At 66.3% G+C, this 17,180-nt stretch carries 17 protein-coding genes and 1 pseudogene; 9 read left to right on the forward strand and 9 right to left on the reverse strand.

Annotated elements, in window-relative coordinates:
* From prmA to WS96_RS33625, 7 genes and pseudogenes are all read left to right on the forward strand, one after another.
* Positions 1 to 903 (forward strand): 50S ribosomal protein L11 methyltransferase, encoded by a 903-nt coding sequence (prmA, locus tag WS96_RS10215; protein WP_059791896.1) that lies wholly within the window; start codon positions 1 to 3, stop codon positions 901 to 903.
* Between the two features lie 45 nt (positions 904 to 948).
* A pseudogene (locus WS96_RS34885) lies at positions 949 to 1,053 on the forward strand (MJ0042-type zinc finger domain-containing protein); the annotation flags it as partial.
* A gap of 186 nt (positions 1,054 to 1,239) precedes the next feature.
* Positions 1,240 to 2,331: a DUF3426 domain-containing protein gene (locus tag WS96_RS10220; protein WP_373557877.1), complete on the forward strand. Its 1,092-nt coding sequence runs from the start codon at positions 1,240 to 1,242 to the stop codon at positions 2,329 to 2,331.
* Positions 2,332 to 2,401: 70 nt separating this feature from the next.
* Positions 2,402 to 2,905, forward strand: a complete 504-nt coding sequence (tpx, locus tag WS96_RS10225; RefSeq protein WP_059500932.1) for a thiol peroxidase — start codon at positions 2,402 to 2,404, stop codon at positions 2,903 to 2,905.
* Positions 2,906 to 2,991: 86 nt separating this feature from the next.
* Positions 2,992 to 3,930: a carbohydrate kinase family protein gene (locus tag WS96_RS10230; RefSeq protein ID WP_034206354.1), complete on the forward strand. Its 939-nt coding sequence runs from the start codon at positions 2,992 to 2,994 to the stop codon at positions 3,928 to 3,930.
* A gap of 19 nt (positions 3,931 to 3,949) precedes the next feature.
* Positions 3,950 to 4,423, forward strand: a complete 474-nt coding sequence (locus tag WS96_RS10235; RefSeq protein WP_006476977.1) for a glycine zipper 2TM domain-containing protein — start codon at positions 3,950 to 3,952, stop codon at positions 4,421 to 4,423.
* A gap of 40 nt (positions 4,424 to 4,463) precedes the next feature.
* Entirely contained in the window at positions 4,464 to 4,610 is a 147-nt protein-coding gene (locus WS96_RS33625) for a hypothetical protein (protein WP_156443619.1), read from the forward strand.
* A gap of 56 nt (positions 4,611 to 4,666) precedes the next feature.
* On the opposite strand, the gene WS96_RS32155 is transcribed toward WS96_RS33625, so the two are convergent.
* The 7 genes from WS96_RS32155 to WS96_RS10270 form a co-directional block, all read right to left on the reverse strand.
* Complete coding sequence (locus WS96_RS32155; RefSeq protein ID WP_034206353.1) at positions 4,667 to 5,299, reverse strand: histone H1-like repetitive region-containing protein; 633 nt, start codon at positions 5,297 to 5,299, stop codon at positions 4,667 to 4,669.
* Positions 5,300 to 5,327: 28 nt separating this feature from the next.
* Positions 5,328 to 5,654 carry a hypothetical protein gene (locus WS96_RS32160; protein WP_080334256.1) on the reverse strand — a complete coding sequence of 109 codons (327 nt, stop codon included), beginning with the start codon at positions 5,652 to 5,654 and terminating at the stop codon, positions 5,328 to 5,330.
* A gap of 82 nt (positions 5,655 to 5,736) precedes the next feature.
* Positions 5,737 to 6,948, reverse strand: coding sequence for a ribonucleotide-diphosphate reductase subunit beta (locus WS96_RS10245; protein ID WP_006476978.1), 1,212 nt, complete (start codon positions 6,946 to 6,948; stop codon positions 5,737 to 5,739).
* A gap of 366 nt (positions 6,949 to 7,314) precedes the next feature.
* The gene (locus tag WS96_RS10255) at positions 7,315 to 10,320 is read right to left on the reverse strand and encodes a ribonucleoside-diphosphate reductase subunit alpha (protein ID WP_034206351.1); all 3,006 of its coding nucleotides are present in this window, start codon (positions 10,318 to 10,320) and stop codon (positions 7,315 to 7,317) included.
* A gap of 452 nt (positions 10,321 to 10,772) precedes the next feature.
* Positions 10,773 to 11,363, reverse strand: coding sequence for a 1,6-anhydro-N-acetylmuramyl-L-alanine amidase AmpD (ampD, locus tag WS96_RS10260; protein ID WP_034206350.1), 591 nt, complete (start codon positions 11,361 to 11,363; stop codon positions 10,773 to 10,775).
* On the reverse strand, positions 11,360 to 11,668 hold the full coding sequence (locus tag WS96_RS10265) for a PP0621 family protein (RefSeq protein ID WP_034206349.1): 309 nt from the start codon (positions 11,666 to 11,668) through the stop codon (positions 11,360 to 11,362). Before WS96_RS10265 ends, ampD begins: the two co-directional genes overlap by 4 nt.
* A 13-nt stretch (positions 11,669 to 11,681) precedes the next feature.
* Complete coding sequence (locus tag WS96_RS10270; protein WP_059832340.1) at positions 11,682 to 12,575, reverse strand: cytochrome C assembly family protein; 894 nt, start codon at positions 12,573 to 12,575, stop codon at positions 11,682 to 11,684.
* Between the two features lie 89 nt (positions 12,576 to 12,664).
* Here WS96_RS10270 and ffh point away from each other — a divergent pair, with 89 nt between their 5' ends.
* Together ffh and WS96_RS10280 are read left to right on the forward strand one after the other, a co-directional pair.
* Positions 12,665 to 14,032 (forward strand): signal recognition particle protein, encoded by a 1,368-nt coding sequence (gene ffh, locus WS96_RS10275; RefSeq protein WP_059779123.1) that lies wholly within the window; start codon positions 12,665 to 12,667, stop codon positions 14,030 to 14,032.
* Between the two features lie 94 nt (positions 14,033 to 14,126).
* On the forward strand, positions 14,127 to 14,678 hold the full coding sequence (locus tag WS96_RS10280) for a hypoxanthine-guanine phosphoribosyltransferase (RefSeq protein WP_059832342.1): 552 nt from the start codon (positions 14,127 to 14,129) through the stop codon (positions 14,676 to 14,678).
* A gap of 86 nt (positions 14,679 to 14,764) precedes the next feature.
* On the opposite strand, the gene WS96_RS10285 is transcribed toward WS96_RS10280, so the two are convergent.
* On the reverse strand, positions 14,765 to 15,373 hold the full coding sequence (locus WS96_RS10285) for a MarC family protein (RefSeq protein WP_006496761.1): 609 nt from the start codon (positions 15,371 to 15,373) through the stop codon (positions 14,765 to 14,767).
* A gap of 21 nt (positions 15,374 to 15,394) precedes the next feature.
* Positions 15,395 to 17,131: a proline--tRNA ligase gene (locus WS96_RS10290; RefSeq protein ID WP_059500922.1), complete on the reverse strand. Its 1,737-nt coding sequence runs from the start codon at positions 17,129 to 17,131 to the stop codon at positions 15,395 to 15,397.
* Positions 17,132 to 17,180 lie beyond the last annotated feature (49 nt).

A 17,180-nucleotide genomic window follows, 5' to 3' on the forward strand; every position in this document is an offset into this window, starting at 1 on the left:
ATGAGTTATCGCGAACTCGTCGTCGAACTGGCCCGCGAGCATGCGGAGGCGCTGTCCGACGCACTGCTCGAGCTCGGCGCGCTGTCGGTGTCCGTCGAAGACGCCGACGCCGACACGCCCGACGAACAGCCACTCTTCGGCGAGCCGGGCCTCGTGCCCGATCGCACCGCGTGGCAGCACTCGCGCGTGGTCGCGCTGCTGTCGGCCGACCATGAACCGGCCGTGCTGCTCGCGGCGGCCGCGAACGAAATCGGCATCGCCGAGACACCGGCGTTCGTCGTGCGCGACGTCGAGGAGCAGGACTGGGTGCGGCTCACGCAATCGCAGTTCGAGCCGATCCCGATCGGCGAGCGGATCTGGGTCGTGCCGTCGTGGCACGATGCGCCCGATCCCGATGCGCTCGTCCTCGAGCTCGACCCCGGCCTCGCGTTCGGCACCGGCAGCCACCCCACCACGCGCCTCTGCATGGAGTGGCTCGAACAGTCGGTGAAGCCCGGCCAGTCGGTGCTCGACTACGGCTGCGGCTCGGGCATCCTCGCGATCCTCGCGAAGAAATGCGGGGCGAACCCCGTGATCGGCATCGACATCGATCCGCAGGCGGTCGAATCGGCGCGCCAGAACAGCGAACGCAACCGGGCGGAAGTCACGTACGGGCTGCCCGATGCATGCCCGGACGGCGAATTCGACATCGTCGTCGCGAACATCCTGTCGAATCCGCTGAAGCTGATGGCGTCGATGCTCGCGTCGAAGGTCAAGCCGGGCGGCCGCATCGCGCTGTCGGGCGTGCTCGCGCGCCAGGCGGACGAGGTCGCGGCCGTTTATGCGCGCTACGTCGACATCTCGGTCTGGCGCGAACACGAAGGCTGGGTATGCCTCGCCGGAACCCGCCGCGAAAGCCATTAGAATAGCGCTGTCCTTCACTCTGGCCAGCAGGCCGCCCGGCTCGACATGCTCCTTGCGACGCGCTGCCCTCATTGCGAAACCGTCTTCCGGCTGCAGCAGGAACAGCTCTCGCTGCATCAGGGGCTCGTGCGCTGCGGGCATTGCCACGAAGTCTTCAACGCTTCCGAGTCGCTCGTTCCCGAGTACGCGCAGCAGCCCGAACCGGCGTTGACGGAACCGGCTGCCGCGCCGCATGACGGCGACGCACACCAGCAGGCCGCCCCGGTCCGACTGTTCACCGCCGACGCGCCGGCCGGCTTGCCGACCGGCACCGATTACAAGTCGGATGGCTGGGACATGTGGGCGCCGTGGCTCGACGCCGGCGTCGATCCGTCGCTGCAGCACAGCGCCGAGACCGTGCGCACCGAGCCGCTGATCCCGCTCGCGCTCCCGTCCACGGAAGCCGGCGTCGTCCACCTGTCGGGTACGCCCGCGCCGTTCGCGACCTCTCCGGCCGAGCTCGATTCGTCGGCTGCCGTCGAGCAACCGGCCGAACCGCATTCGCCGCAAACGCGGCACGAACCGCACGAAACCGAAGCAGCCGGGCCCTCGCCCGTCGAGCGCGACCCGCGCGAGCCCCGCTTCGTCGCCCACCTGCCGTCGGAAACGGAAATCGCCGCCGAACCGGCCGAACCCGTCGGCCACACGCACTTCGCCGTGCCGGACGACGAACGCGCGCCGCGCGAACCGCGCTTTGCGTTCACGCCCGCACCGGCCGTCGCCGAAACCGGGACCGCATCGGAATCCGACACCCTCGCCCGACACGACAAGGCCCCGGCCGGAGCGGCAACCGATGAACCGGCCGTCCCACCGGCCGTCCCACTGACCGTCCCGTTCCCCGCCGCACCGGCCGACGACGATCGTCCGCACTTCGCCGTCACGCGCGAGACGCGCGCGCCGCAGCGACGCGGAATGCTCGGCGGCTTTTTCGGCGGCCTCGTCGCGGCCGCGCTGGTCGGGCTGCTCGTCGTGCAACTGGCGTGGTGGCAGCGCGAAGCGCTGATGATCTACTGGCCCGTCACGCAGAGCTGGTTCCGGCAGGCCTGTGCGCCGCTCGGCTGCACGGTCGCGCCGCCGCGCGCCATCGACGGGCTGCGGCTCGACGCGACCGACCTGCGCCAGGTCGACGGCCCGCACAAGCTCGAACTGAAGGTGCCGCTGACGAACCGCTACCGCGTCGCGCTCGCGTACCCGTCGCTCGAACTCACGCTGCTCGACGACACCAATCACGTCACCGTGCGCCGCGTGCTCGCGCCGCGCGACTACGTGCGCCCGGGCACGCCGATCGACGCCGGGCTGCCGCCCGGCACGACGCAGACGATGGTCGTCCGCCTCGACACGAACGGCACGCCCGCCTCGAATTTCCGCGTCCAGATCTTCTATCCGTGACGCGCCGCGGCGCGCTTGCGCGCCCGTCTCAACCCGCGCGCCGAGCGGCGCGCTATTTCGGAGCACGAACATGAGCAAAGTTACGCTGGGTGGCAACCCGATCGATCTCGCCGGCACGTTCCCGGCCGTCGGTGCGCAAGCCGCCGATTTCAAGCTGGTCGGCAAGGACCTCGCCGACCTGTCGCTCGCCAGCTTCGCCGGCAAGCGCAAGGTGCTGAACATCGTGCCGAGCCTCGACACGCCGACCTGCGCGACGTCGACCCGCAAGTTCAACGAAGCCGCGTCGTCGCTCGACAACACGGTGGTGGTGGTCGTGTCCGCCGACCTGCCGTTCGCCGCCACGCGCTTCTGCACGACCGAAGGCCTCGAGAACGTCGTGACGGCATCGACGTTCCGCACCGGCCGCGCGTTCGCGAACGCGTACGGCGTCGACGTGACGAGCGGCCCGCTGAACGGCCTGACCGCACGCGCGGTGGTCGTGCTCGACGCGCAGGACAAGGTGATCCATGCGGAACTCGTCAGCGAAATCAAGGATGAGCCGAACTACGATGCAGCGCTCGCCGCACTGAAGTAAGCTTTCTTCCGCTTTCCCCTGCCGCGCCGCGCCCTTCCGCGCGGCGTTGTCGCGCAGGGCTCCTCATTTCTACAGGAACGCACACCTTGGCTACGCTGATTTGCGGCTCGATCGCCTACGACTCCATCATGACCTTCGAAGGGCGGTTCCGCGAGCACATCCTGCCCGACCAGGTGCACCTCATCAACCTGAGCTTCCTCGTGCCGACGATGCGCCGCGAATTCGGCGGCTGCGCAGGCAACATCGGGTACGCGCTGCACCTGCTCGGCGGCGACGCGCGCATCATGGGCACGATGGGCGCGCTGGATGCGCAGCCGTACCTCGACCGGCTCGACGCTCTCGGCCTGCGCCGCGACCACGTTCGCGTGCTGCCCGATACGTACACCGCGCAGGCGATGATCACGACCGATCTCGACAACAACCAGATCGCGGCGTTCCACCCCGGCGCGATGATGCAATCGCACCTGAACCATGCGGGCGACGCGCCCGACATCAAGCTCGCGATCGTCGGCCCGGACGGCTTCGACGGGATGGTGCAGCACGTGGAAGAGCTCGCCGAGGCCGGTGTGCCGTTCGTGTTCGATCCGGGCCAGGGCCTGCCGCTGTTCGACGGTGCGACGCTGCGCCGCAGCATTGAACTTGCGACCTATGTAGCGGTCAACGACTACGAGGCCAAGCTGGTGAGCGACAAGACGGGATGGTCCGAAGATGAAATCGCCAGCCGGGTCGACGCCCTCGTCATCACGCGTGGCGAGCACGGCGCGACCATCCGCCACAAGCAGGGTGCGGAACAGATTCCGGTCGTGCCGGCCGAGCGCATCGCCGATCCGACCGGCTGCGGCGACGCCTTCCGGGGTGGCCTGCTGTACGGCATCGAGCAAGGCTTCGACTGGGCAACCACCGGCCGCCTCGCGAGCCTGATGGGCTCGCTCAAGATCGCCCATCAAGGGCCCCAGACTTACGTACTGACGCGCGCCGAAATCGACGCACGCTTCGAGACTGCATTCGGTTACAGTCTCAAATGAATATTGTGGGAGAGCAAAGATGTTGACGAAAAAAACCCTCACGCTCGCGGCCATGCTGACGGCCACGCTGACGCTCGCCGGCTGCTTCACGGCGCCCGGTTCGGCGGATGTCTATAGCGTCGGCCAGGCGCAGCGCGAACAGACGGTCCGCATGGGCACGGTCGAAAGCGTCCGTGCGGTGCGCATTCAGTCCGACGGCGGCGGCAGCGCGATCGGCACGCTCGGCGGCGGTGCACTCGGCGCGGTCGCGGGCAGCGCGATCGGCGGCGGCAAAGGCTCGATCCTGACGGCAATCGCCGGCGGCCTCGTCGGTGCGGTCGCAGGTAACGCGGTCGGCGAAAACCTCAGCACCGCGAACGGTGTCGAAATCACCGTGCGCCTCGACAACGGCGATCTGCGCTCGATCACGCAGGCGGCAAGCGGCGAAGCGTTCCGCGCCGGCGAGCGCGTGCGCCTGCTGTCGAGCGGCGGCGTCACGCGCGTCACGCACTGACCGGTATCCTCAGCACGCGGCGCAAGCCGCGATCGAACGCATGTGCGAAGCCGCACATGCGTTTTTTTTCGTCCGCCCGTTCTCGTCCGCGCTCGCGTCGGCCAGCCCCGCCGGGCGCGCCATCGGCGACCACAAGGACGAAAAAAAATCCCGCCACCTGAGCCAGATGGCGGGATTGATTGAGTAGCGCTACTCAACCCACGGACACCACGTGAGTGTCCGGGTGATGCTGCTCAGCCGCGATTACGGACGGCTGCCGGTCGGGAACGGCCATGCCGCTGCCGGGTTGAGCGCGGTCTTCACGCCCGATGCCGGCGCAACCGATGCGGTCGACGCGGTCGTTGCCGGCGCAGCCTTCTTCACGACGGCCTTCTTCGGTGCAGCAGCCTTCTTCGCCGGTGCGGCGGCCTTCTTCGCAGGGGCAGCCTTCTTGGCGGGCGCAGCCTTCTTCGCGGCAGCCTTCTTCGCCGGCGCGGCCTTCTTCGCGGCAGCCTTCTTCGCCGGCGCAGCCTTCTTCGCAGCAGCCTTCTTCGCCGGTGCGGCCTTCTTCGCAGCAACCTTCTTCACTGCGACTTTCTTCGCTGCAACCTTCTTCGCAGCGGCCTTCTTGGCCGGTGCTGCCTTCTTCGCAGCAACCTTCTTCACCGCGACTTTCTTCGCTGCAACCTTCTTCGTTGCGACCTTCTTGGCTGCGACCTTCTTTGCAGCGGCCTTCTTCGCCGGTGCGGCCTTCTTCGCGGCAACCTTCTTCACCGCGACCTTCTTCGCAGCGACCTTCTTCACTGCGGCCTTCTTCGCCGGAGCAGCAGCCTTCTTCGCAACGGTCTTCTTGGCGGCAACCTTCTTAGCAGCCGGTTTCTTCTTGGCAGTAGCCATGTTGTTCTCCTTCAGGTTCAGATGAGAGTCAGTTCAAACTACACCCTTCGTCAAAACCCGCTTCCCGCGGACGCTGTTCAGGACGTGCGCTTCGAAGCGGGCTATTCATCGGCGTACGCAGATACCGCGCGCTTACGCTAATGAATACGGTATGGCGCGCGTGACCCCATGGCCTCGCGCGCCAAATCAAGTCGGTAGCCGGCGCACCTCGCGCCGCTACCCCTAATCGCTTGATCAAGCGGACCGCCACACGGCCGTCCGCTTTTTCCGGAGGGAAGTTTGCCCATCCCACTGAAGGGTTCGCAAAGTGCCTGTCGTATCGTTGGGCCGTTAAGGCACCGGGCATGCTTTGCATCAGGCGTTCTTGCTCCTAAACCTTGGGCCGGGGCCGAGAGGCCACCGGCTGCTCCATCATGTAACGGGTTCGCTGCTGCGGGTCATTCCCAGGACAGCGCGCCCCCCGTCTGATACTCGATCACACGCGTCTCGAAGAAGTTGCGTTCCTTCTTCAGGTCGATCATCTCGCTCATCCACGGGAACGGGTTCTCCTCGTTCGGGAACAGCGGGTCGAGGCCGATCTGCTGGCAACGGCGGTTGCTGATGAAGCGCAGATAGCTCTTGAACATCGACGCGTTCAAACCCAGCACGCCGCGCGGCATTGTGTCTTCGGCGTAGCGGTATTCGAGTTCGACAGCCTGCTTGAACAGCTCGCGGATCTCGGCGCGGAATTCCGCGGTCCAGAGATGCGGGTTTTCGAGCTTGATCTGGTTGATCAGGTCGATGCCGAAGTTGCAGTGCATCGACTCGTCGCGCAGGATGTACTGATATTGCTCTGCAGCACCCGTCATCTTGTTCTGGCGGCCGAGTGCGAGGATCTGCGTAAACCCGACATAGAAGAACAGGCCTTCCATGATGCAGGCGAACACGATCAGCGACTTCAGCAGCTTCTGATCCGCTTCGAGCGTGCCGGTCTTGAAGGCCGGGTCCGTCAGCGTATGAATGAACGGGATCAGGAATTCGTCCTTCGCGCGGATCGACGTGACTTCGTGATACGCGTTGAAGATCTCGCCTTCGTCGAGACCGAGCGATTCGACGATGTATTGGTACGCGTGCGTGTGGATCGCTTCCTCGAACGCCTGGCGCAGCAGGAACTGCCGGCACTCGGGCGCCGTGATGTGGCGGTACGTGCCGAGCACGATGTTGTTCGCCGCGAGCGAATCGGCCGTCACGAAGAAGCCGAGGTTGCGCTTCACGATGCGGCGCTCGTCCTCGGTCAGACCGTTCGGGTCCTTCCACAGTGCGATGTCGCGGGACATGTTGATTTCCTGCGGCATCCAGTGGTTCGCGCAACCGGCCAGATACTTTTCCCACGCCCACTTGTACTTGAACGGCACCAGCTGATTGACGTCAGTCTGGCCGTTGATGATGCGCTTGTCGGCGACATTGACCCGCGCTTCCGTACCGCCGGCGGGAACAGCCGATGCTTGCGGCGGCACCGCAAGATCGCCTTCGAAAATGTCGCGGACCTGATGGGCGGCAGGCGTTGCAGCCTGCATTCCGACAGCCATCCCGGCGGAGGTGCGCATCGCGTTTTGCTGCGCTCCGCTCGCGGGGGTTACGGCAGTCTTCTCGTCATCCCAGTTGAGCATAAATTCTCACCATCAATTTAGAACGGTTTGTACCATCTTTTCCTGAGCGATAAAAGGGTTCGCTCACGAAAAATCCTTTTTTCGATTCGCGTTGCGACCTCGATACAACACTTTGAGCAACGCATCGTCGTTCATGCAGCGCGCGATGTGCGTCGCGCTTGTGTCGCGAGGTGCGCTCGACGCATCGAACGCCGATCGAAACGCGACGCCGTCGGGGATGTTTCGATCGCTTGTCACTGCCTGCAACGCAGGTGTCGCGTTACAGATTCCTTATCATTTTTTTAGTTGAGAGCGGCGCACACTTCAACCTCGATCGGCCGTCGTGTGCGCCGCCCTGACCTGCTTTCTCAGATCAGGCGCACTGCGTTACTGGCACGCTTCGCACTCGTCGAAGCCGGGATCGCCCGGACGCATCGTGCACACCGGACCGTCTGCTTCGACCGGCGCGAGTGCCGGCGCCGCGTTGACCACGCCCGACGACGCATCGCCGCCTGCCGCACCGAAGCCGCCCGCCGCGCCTTGCGCGCCGCCGCTGCCCGAGCCGCCGCTGCCTGCACCGCCCGTCGGCACTGCGTTCAGCGCACCGTGTGCGACCGTCGACTTCTCGACGTGCGTCGCCGCCATCGTGCGGAGGTAGTAGGTCGTCTTCAGGCCACGCAGCCATGCGAGCTTGTAGACCTCGTCGAGCTTCTTGCCCGATGCGCCGCCCATGTAAATGTTCAGCGACTGCGCCTGGTCGATCCACTTCTGGCGACGCGATGCCGCTTCGACGAGCCACGTCGGGTCGACCTCGAACGCGGTCGCGTAGATCGCGCGCAGGTCGGCCGGGATGCGGTCGATGCGCGACAGCATGCCGTCGAAGTACTTCAGGTCGGCGACCATCACTTCGTCCCACAGGCCGCGTTCCTTCAGGTCGCGCACCAGATACTCGTTCACCACCGTGAATTCGCCCGACAGGTTCGACTTCACGTACAGGTTCTGGAAGGTCGGCTCGATACAGGCCGACACGCCGATGATGTTCGAGATCGTCGCCGTCGGCGCGATCGCGACGCAGTTCGAGTTGCGCATGCCGTGCGCGGCGATCCGCGCACGCAGCGTCGTCCAGTCGAGCGATTCCGACGTGTCGACCTCGACGTAGCCGCCGCGCGCTTCCGTCAGCAGCTTCAGCGTGTCCTGCGGGAGGATGCCGCGATCCCACAGCGAGCCGCGGTAGCTCGAGTAGCGGCCGCGCTCTTCGGCCAGCTCGGTCGACGCGTAGTACGCGTAGTAGCAGACGGCTTCCATCGAACGGTCGGCGAACTCGACCGCCGCTTCCGACGCGTACGGCGTGCGCAGCAGGTGCAGGCAGTCCTGGAAGCCCATGATGCCCATGCCGACCGGGCGGTGCTTCAGGTTCGAGTTACGCGCCTTCGGCACCGCGTAGTAGTTGATGTCGATCACGTTGTCGAGCATGCGCATCGCGACGCTGATCGTGCGCTTCAGCTTGTCGTGGTCGAGCGCGTAGCTGCCGTCGGCCTGCTTCACCAGGTGGGCGACGAGGTTCACCGAGCCCAGGTTGCACACCGCGATTTCGGTGTCGCTCGTGTTCAGCGTGATTTCCGTGCACAGGTTCGACGAGTGGACGACGCCGACGTGCTGCTGCGGCGAGCGCACGTTGCACGGATCCTTGAACGTGATCCACGGGTGGCCCGTCTCGAACAGCATGCCGAGCATCTTGCGCCAGAGCTGCTGCGCCGGAATCTTCTTGAACAGCTTGATCTCGCCGCGCGCGACCTTGTCTTCGTAAGCCGTGTAAGCCGCCTCGAATTCCGCGCCGAACTTGTCGTGCAGGTCCGGGCAGGTCGACGGCGAGAACAGCGTCCACTCGCCGCCTTCCATCACGCGCTTCATGAACAGGTCGGGAATCCAGTTCGCCGTGTTCATATCGTGCGTACGGCGGCGGTCGTCGCCGGTGTTCTTGCGCAGCTCGAGGAATTCCTCGATGTCCAGGTGCCACGATTCCAGGTACGCGCACACCGCGCCCTTGCGCTTGCCGCCCTGGTTCACCGCGACGGCCGTGTCGTTCACGACCTTCAGGAACGGCACCACGCCTTGCGACTTGCCGTTCGTGCCCTTGATATGCGAGCCGAGCGCACGCACGCGCGTCCAGTCGTTGCCGAGGCCGCCGGCGAACTTCGACAGCAGCGCGTTTTCCTTCAGCGCTTCATAGATGCCGTCCAGATCGTCCGCGACCGTCGTCAGGTAGCACGACGACAGCTGCGAGCGGTGCGTGCCCGAGTTGAACAGCGTCGGCGTCGAGCTCATGAAGTCGAAGCTCGACAGCACGTTGTAGAACTCGATCGCGCGCGTTTCGCGGTCGATCTCGTTCAGCGACAGGCCCATCGCGACGCGCATGAAGAATGCCTGCGGCATTTCGATGCGGGTGCCTTCGACGTGCAGGAAGTAGCGGTCGTACAGCGTCTGCAGGCCGAGATAGCCGAACTGCAGGTCGCGGTTCGCGTCGAGGGCTTCGCCGAGGCGCTTCAGGTCGAACTGCAGCAGCTTGTCGTCGAGCAGGCCGGCGTCGACGCCGCGCTTCAGGAACTGCGGGAAGTATTCGGCGTAGCGGGTCGACATCTCGGCCTGCACGACTTCCTCGCCGAGGATCTCGCGGCGGATCGTGTGCAGCAGGATGCGGGCCGTGACCTGGCTGTATGCCGGATCCTTTTCGATCATCGTGCGCGCCGCGAGGATCGCCGAGTCGTAGACCTGGCTCATCGGCACGCCGTCGTACAGGTTCTTCACCGTCTCCGCGACGATCGGGTCAGGGTTAACCGCAGCGCCGAGGCCGTCGCACGCCGACACGATCAGCGCGCGCAGCGCGTTCAGGTCGAGCGGGCGCGTGACGCCGTTGTCGACGACGTTGATGCCGGTGGTCGACTCGCCGCCCGCGGCCGCCGCTTCCTCGCCCGCATGCTGGCGCTCGAGGTGACGCTTCTCGCGATACAGCACGTACGCACGCGCGACGTTGTGCTCGCCGCCGCGCATCAGCGCGAGTTCGACCTGGTCCTGGATGTCTTCGATATGGAACGTACCGCCGTTCGGGCGGCTGCGCACGAGCGCGCGCACGACGTTGTGCGTCAGTTGCTCGACCTGCTCGCGTACGCGCGCCGATGCCGCGCCCTGCCCGCCATTGACGGCCAGGAAAGCCTTGGTCACCGCGATCGCGATCTTCGACGGTTCGAACGACACGACGCTGCCGTTGCGGCGGATCACCTTGTAGTCGGCGAACGTGGCCTGCGGCGCGAGCGCCTTCGCGCCCTGTTCGGTCCCGCCGAGCGGACGGCTCGAGGCGCTCTCGTACTGGGACGTCGCGTTGTCGGTGGTTTGCATGTGCAAAGCTCCTGGTGTTGGATGGTGCGGAGAGAACCGCGGATTAAAACGAACGCCGCGCCATGCGGTGCGCGAGCGGTAAGAGGCGAGCGATGCGCCGGGGAAGCCGGTTCGGTCGATGCGCGACAACCCGGCCGGTCGTGTGCTTCGTCATGTATACCCTGCCCCGTCGATATTCGCTGCGCTGGTCGCGACGCCCGGACCGCCCGGCCTGACGCGCCGCCTTGAGAACCCTGTCCGCCGGCGTTGCCCGCCGGCCGGTGCCGCTCGGGTTTTCCCCTGCGACACACACTATATCTAGTGCAGAACTGCTCAACTGGCACCAAGTATAGTGGACATTCGGAGGACGTCCAAACGGATAATTTGCGATAGAGGTCTTGACATCGCTCACGCGCAGACACGGCAAGGCATTGGTCGGAGAAAAAACTTTCTCCGCTCAAAAAACCCCGCGATCAGTGCTGACGGAAAGGAAAGTATTCGGCGGAAAAACCGGCATCGCTCGCGAAGCGTTGCCAATCGAAGTGCGGGCCCGGGTCGGTCTTGCGGCCCGGCGCGACGTCCGAGTGCCCCGCGAACGCGTCGACCGGGTAGCGCGCGGCGAGCGCGCGGGAGAGCGCGGCGAGCACCGCGTATTGCGCATCGTCGAACGGCACGTCGTCCGCGCCTTCGAGCTCGATGCCGATCGAGAAGTCGTTGCAGCGCGGGCGGCCGAAGAACTCGGACGAGCCCGCGTGCCACGCGCGCTCGTCGCACGACACGAACTGCACGAGCTCGCCGCCGCGGCGGATCAGGAAATGGGCGGACACCCGCACGCCGCGCAGGTGGCGCTGGTAATAGGGGTGCGCATCGCAGTCGAGGCGATTCAGGAACAGCGCCTCGATCGCATCGCCGCCGAATTCGCCGGGCGGCAGGCTGATGTTGTGGACGACCACGAGCGTCGGCACCGCACCCGCGGGCCGCATCTCGAAGTTCGGCGACGGCGCGTGGCGCGCTTCGCGCACCCAGCCGTTCGCGTCGACCGACAGCACCGGCGCGTCGCTCATCGGGCGTCGCGACCGTTCACGCGCGCGGCGTGGCGCCGCGCATGCTCGGCGCTGCAGAAGTATTCGCCGCTCGCGGCGACGGCGTCGCCCTTCGGCGCATGCACGCCGCATTCGGCGCAGCGCACCATCGGCTCGGGCAGCGACCGTGCGTCGCCGTTCGGGCGCGCGGCGCCGGCGCCGGGCGCACCGTCGTGACCGGCGCCGCGGCCGGCGCGCGCCTGTGCCTGTTCCTGCGCATGGCGCAGTTTGCGCGCGAGCCACGAACCCGCGAAGAAGAGAAGGATCAGGAGAAGAATCTGTCGCATCGAAAACCTGCGGTCAAACCACGGAGCGGTGCAGCAGCACCTCGAAAACGAACCGGCTGCCGACATACGCGAGCAGCAGCGCGGCGAACGACACGAGCACCCAGCGCGCGGCGCCGCGGCCGCGCCAGCCCGACGTCTTGCGGGCGATCAGCAGGCCGCCGAACATCAGCCACGACAGGATCGCGAACACCGTCTTGTGGTCGAGCCGCAACGCGCGCGCGTCGACCTGCTCGCTGAACAGGATGCCCGACGCGAGCGTCAGCGTCAGCAGCACGAAGCCGGCGCCGATCAGGCGGAACAGCAGCTTCTCGAGCGTGAGCAGCGGCGGCAGCGTTTCGAGCCAGCTCGCGATCCAGCCCGTCGAGCCGTCGCGCCCGCCGCTGCGCAGCGACTGCAGGCGCCGCTCGACCATCAGCATCAGAATCGCGTGCAGCGCGGCGATCGCGAACAGCCCGTACGCGATGTTCGCGATCAGGAAATGCAGCTTGAACAGCGGCGCCGCGGCATAAGGAAGCACCCGCACGCCGCCGAACACGAGCGGCAGCAGCGACGCGCCGCACGCGAGCGGCAGCACCAGCAGGCGCAGGCTGTCGAGCGGGAAGAAGAAGCTCTCGATCCAGTAGATGCCGGCGCCGAGCCAGAACATCGCGGACAGCGCGAACGCGAAGCCGAACACCATCGCGTCGTTCGGAAAGATCGTCATGTGGAGCAGCACGCCGTGCGCGACCAGCGCGGCGAACAGCAGCGCGCGGCCGGCCCCGCTCATCCCGGACGCGGCAGACGCGGGAACCGGCACGGCCGGCACGCTCGCGACGAGCGGCGTCGCGCTCTGGCGGTGCGCGCGCCAGCCGGCGACGGCGAGGCCGCCGTACAGGAATGCGGTGAGGGCATACAGTACAATATCCATGTTCGAAGTTTACACTAGGCCCCCTTCCCGCGACGGCTCCCTTTGTTCGGTTCCGCCGCGCCTTCGGGCCCCACTGTCCATCGCTCCCCATGCTCGACAATCTCACTCAACGGATGGCGCGCGTCGTCAAGACGCTGCGCGGCGAGGCCCGGCTCACCGAGGCGAACACGCAGGAGATGCTCCGCGAGGTGCGTCTCGCGCTGCTGGAAGCCGACGTGTCGCTGCCGGTCGTCCGCGAATTCATCGCCAAGGTCAAGGAAAAGGCGCTCGGCGAAGAAGTGATCAGCAGCCTGTCGCCGGGCCAGGCGCTCGTCGGCGTGGTCCAGAAGGAACTGACCGCCGTGATCGGCGGCGACTACGAAGGCAAGGCCGCCGAGCTGAACCTCGCGGTCACGCCGCCCGCCGTGATCCTGATGGCCGGCCTGCAGGGCGCGGGCAAGACCACGACCGCCGGCAAGCTCGCGAAGCTGCTGCGCGAGAAGTACAAGAAGAAGGTGCTGACCGTGTCGTGCGACGTGTATCGCCCGGCCGCGATCATGCAGCTGAAAACGGTGAGCGAACAGGTCGGCGCCGACTTCTTCCCGTCCACGCCGGACCAGAAGCCCGTCGACATCGCGCTCGCGGCCGTCGACTGGGCGAAGCGCCACTACCACGACGTGCTGATCGTCGACACGGCCGGCCGCCTCGGCATCGACGAAGCGATGATGCAGGAAATCGCCGCGCTGCACGGTGCGCTGAAGCCGGCCGAAACGCTGTTCGTCGTCGACGCGATGCTCGGCCAGGACGCGGTCAACACCGCGAAGGCGTTCAACGACACGCTGCCGCTCACCGGCGTCGTGCTGACCAAGCTCGACGGCGACTCGCGCGGCGGCGCCGCGCTGTCGGTGCGCCACATCACGGGCAAGCCGATCAAGTTCGTCGGCGTCGCCGAAAAGCTCGACGGCCTCGAGGTGTTCCACCCGGACCGGATGGCGAACCGGATCCTCGGCATGGGCGACATCCTCGCGCTCGTCGAGGAAGCGCAGCGCGGCGTCGATGTCCAGGCCGCGCAGAAGCTCGCCGACAAGGTCAAGAAAGGCGGCGACTTCGACCTGAACGATTTCCGCGCGCAGATCTCGCAGATGAAGAACATGGGCGGCCTGTCGTCGCTGATGGACAAACTCCCCGCGCAGTTCCAGCAGGCGGCGGCCGGCGCCGACATGGGCCAGGCGGAGAAGTCGATTCGCCGGATGGAAGGCATCATCAGCTCGATGACGCCCGCCGAGCGCGCGAAACCCGAAATCATCAAGGCGACGCGCAAGCGTCGCATTGCGGCCGGCGCGGGCGTGCCGGTGCAGGAAGTCAACCGGATGCTGAACCAGTACGACCAGATGCGTACGATGATGAAGAAGCTGAAGGGCGGCAACATGCAGAAGATGATGCGCGGCCTGAAGGGCATGATGCCCGGCATGCGCTGATTTCGCCCGTCGGCCGGCGCGCGGGTTTTTGCCGTAGCGCGCGCCTGCCGTTCTGCTTCATCCTTATTTGTATACCGACTGCCCGCCAGAACACATGAACCGCGAAGAAGCCCTCCACATTTTCGACCACTCCGAAGAGATCGTCTCGGCCGACGCCGTCAACGCGTCGATCTCGAAGATGGCCGACGCGATCCGCGCCGAGATCGGCGACGCGTTCCCGCTCGTTCTCTCGGTGATGGGCGGCGCCGCGGTGTTTACCGGGATGCTGCTGCCGCATCTCGATTTCCCGCTCGAATTCGACTACATCCACCTGACCCGCTACCGCAACACGACGCAGGGCAGCCCGGAAATGCACTGGCGCGTCGCGCCTCGCGAATCGGTGAAGGACCGCATCGTGCTCGTGCTCGACGACATCCTCGACGAAGGCGAGACGATGGCCGCGATCCGCGACCGCATCCTCGACATGGGCGCGCAGCGCTTCATGTCGGCCGTGCTATGCGAGAAGACGCTCGCGAAGGCGAAACCGCTGCACCCAGACTTCTGCGCCTTCTCGGTGCCGGATCGCTACGTGTTCGGCTGCGGGATGGACGCGAAGGGCTACTGGCGCAACCTGCCGACGATCCGCGCGCTGACCGCGAACGTCTGATCGCCGCCCCGCCGGCTATATAAATAGAAAGCGGCGCTCCGGTTTCCCGGAGCGCCGCTTTTTTTTCGTCGACCGCGCCGCCCGCGCTACGGCTGCAACTGGTGCACGAACGCGCGAATGCCCGCCAGCAGCATCTCGACCGAGATCGCGACGAGCACGAGACCCATCAGCCGCTCGAACGCGGCGACGGTCCGCTCGCCGAGCCACGCCTGAATCCTTTCGGCCAGCACCAGCGTGATCGCACAGACGATCATCGTGACCGTCAGCGCGCCGACCCACTCGAACATCTTGCCCGGCGCCTGCGACGTCAGCAGCATCACCGTCGCGAGCGCGGACGGCCCCGCGAGCGCCGGGATCGCGAGCGGCACGATGAACGGTTCGCCGCCCGCGCGCGGATCGCTGCCGAGCGCACCGTCCGGATGCGGGAAGATCATCCGCAGTGCGATCAGGAACAGCACGATCCCGCCGCCGAGCCGCAGCGACAGGTCGGTGAGGCTCATCATCCGCAGGAAGCGATCGCCGACCACCATGAAGAACAGCAGGATCACGAACGCGATGCCCACTTCCCGCAGGATCAGCTTCACGCGCCGCTCGCGCGGCACGTCGCGCATCGCCGAAATGAACAGCGGGATGTTGCCGAGCGGATCCGTGATCAGCACGAGGAGCACGGTGGCCGACAGGAACGTGTATTCCATCGTGTCCCCCGGTCGCCGCGCTTAGTGCGCGAGCGCAGCGCGGATCTTCTCCGCGACCGTCGCCGCGGCCGTGTCGGCCGGCAGCAGCGTCGCTTCGGTGTCGCGGCGGCCCTGGTACTCGATCTTGCCTTCCTTCAGCCCGCGCTCGCCGATCACGAGACGATGCGGCACGCCGATCAGCTCCCAGTCGGCGAACATCACGCCCGGGCGTTCGCCGCGATCGTCGAGGATCACGTCGATGCCGGCCGCGACGAGTTCCGCGTACAGCTTGTCGGCCGTCTCGCGCACCATGTCGCTGCGGTCATAGCCCATCGGGCACAGCACGACCTCGAACGGCGCGATCGACTCGGGCCAGACGATGCCGCGATCGTCGAAGTTCTGCTCGATCGCCGCGCCGAGAATACGCGTGATGCCGACGCCGTAGCAGCCCATCAGCATCGGCTGCGGCTTGCCCGACTCGTCGAGGAACGTCGCGCCCATCGCTTCCGAGTACTTGGTGCCGAGCTGGAACACGTGGCCGACTTCGATGCCGCGGCAGATGTCGATCGCGCCCTTGCCGTCCGGCGACGGGTCGCCCTTCTTCACGTTGCGCACGTCGGCGACTTCGGGCTCCGGCAGGTCGCGGCCCCAGTTCACGCCGGCGATGTGATAGTCGACCTCGTTCGCGCCGACGACGAAGTCGCTCATGTTCGCGACCGTGCGGTCCGCGATCACCTTCACCGGCTTCTTCGTGCCGACCGGGCCGAGGTAGCCCGGCGGCGTACCGAACCACTCGACGATTTCCTGCTCGGTCGCGAAGCGGTGGTTCTTCAGGCCCGGCAGCTTCGACACCTTGATCTCGTTCAGGTCGTGATCGCCGCGCAGCATCACGAGCCAGATGGTCGGCTCGGCGCCTTCGTTGTCGGTCGCGAGCACGATCGACTTGATCGTGCGCTCGAGCGGGATGCCCAGCAGTTCGGCGACGGCCTCGCACTTCGCCTTGCCGGGCGTCGCGACCTTTTCCATCGCTTCGGCCGGCGCCGCGCGCTCGGCAATCAGCGGCAGCGCTTCGGCCGCCTCGACGTTCGCCGCGAATTCGGACGTCGGGCAGTACGCGATCGCGTCCTCGCCGGTATCGGCGATCACGTGGAATTCGTGCGAGAAGTTGCCGCCGATCGAGCCGCTGTCGGCCGCGACCGCCCGGAACTCGAGGCCGAGACGCGTGAAGATGCGCACGTACGCGTCGTACATCTTGCGGTACGACTCGTTCAGGCCCGCCGCATCCTTGTCGAACGAATACGCGTCCTTCATGATGAATTCGCGGCCGCGCATCACGCCGAAGCGCGGACGGATCTCGTCGCGGAACTTCGTCTGGATCTGGTAGAAGTTCACCGGCATCTGCCGGTAGCTCTTGATCTGGTTGCGCGCGATGTCGGTGACGACTTCCTCGTGCGTCGGCCCGATCACGAAATCGTTGTCCTTGCGGTCCTTGAAGCGCAGCAGCTCGGGGCCGTACTGCTCCCAGCGGCCCGACTCCTGCCACAGCTCGGCCGGCTGCACGGCCGGCATCAGCAGCTCGATGGCGCCCGCCCGGTTCATTTCCTCGCGCACGATCGCCTCGACCTTGCGAATCGAACGCAGGCCGACCGGCAGGTAATTGTAGATGCCGCCGGCGACGCGACGGATCATGCCGGCGCGGACCATCAGCTTGTGGCTGACGATCTCTGCGTCGGCCGGTGCCTCTTTCAGGGTGCCGATAAAGAAACGGGAAGCTTTCATGCGGACGGTTCCAAATACGGCGCCCCCAGGCGGGGCGCCCGAAAAAGTT

The sequence above is a fragment of the Burkholderia sp. MSMB1835 genome (assembly GCF_001526365.1).
Classification (GTDB): Bacteria; Pseudomonadota; Gammaproteobacteria; order Burkholderiales; family Burkholderiaceae; genus Burkholderia.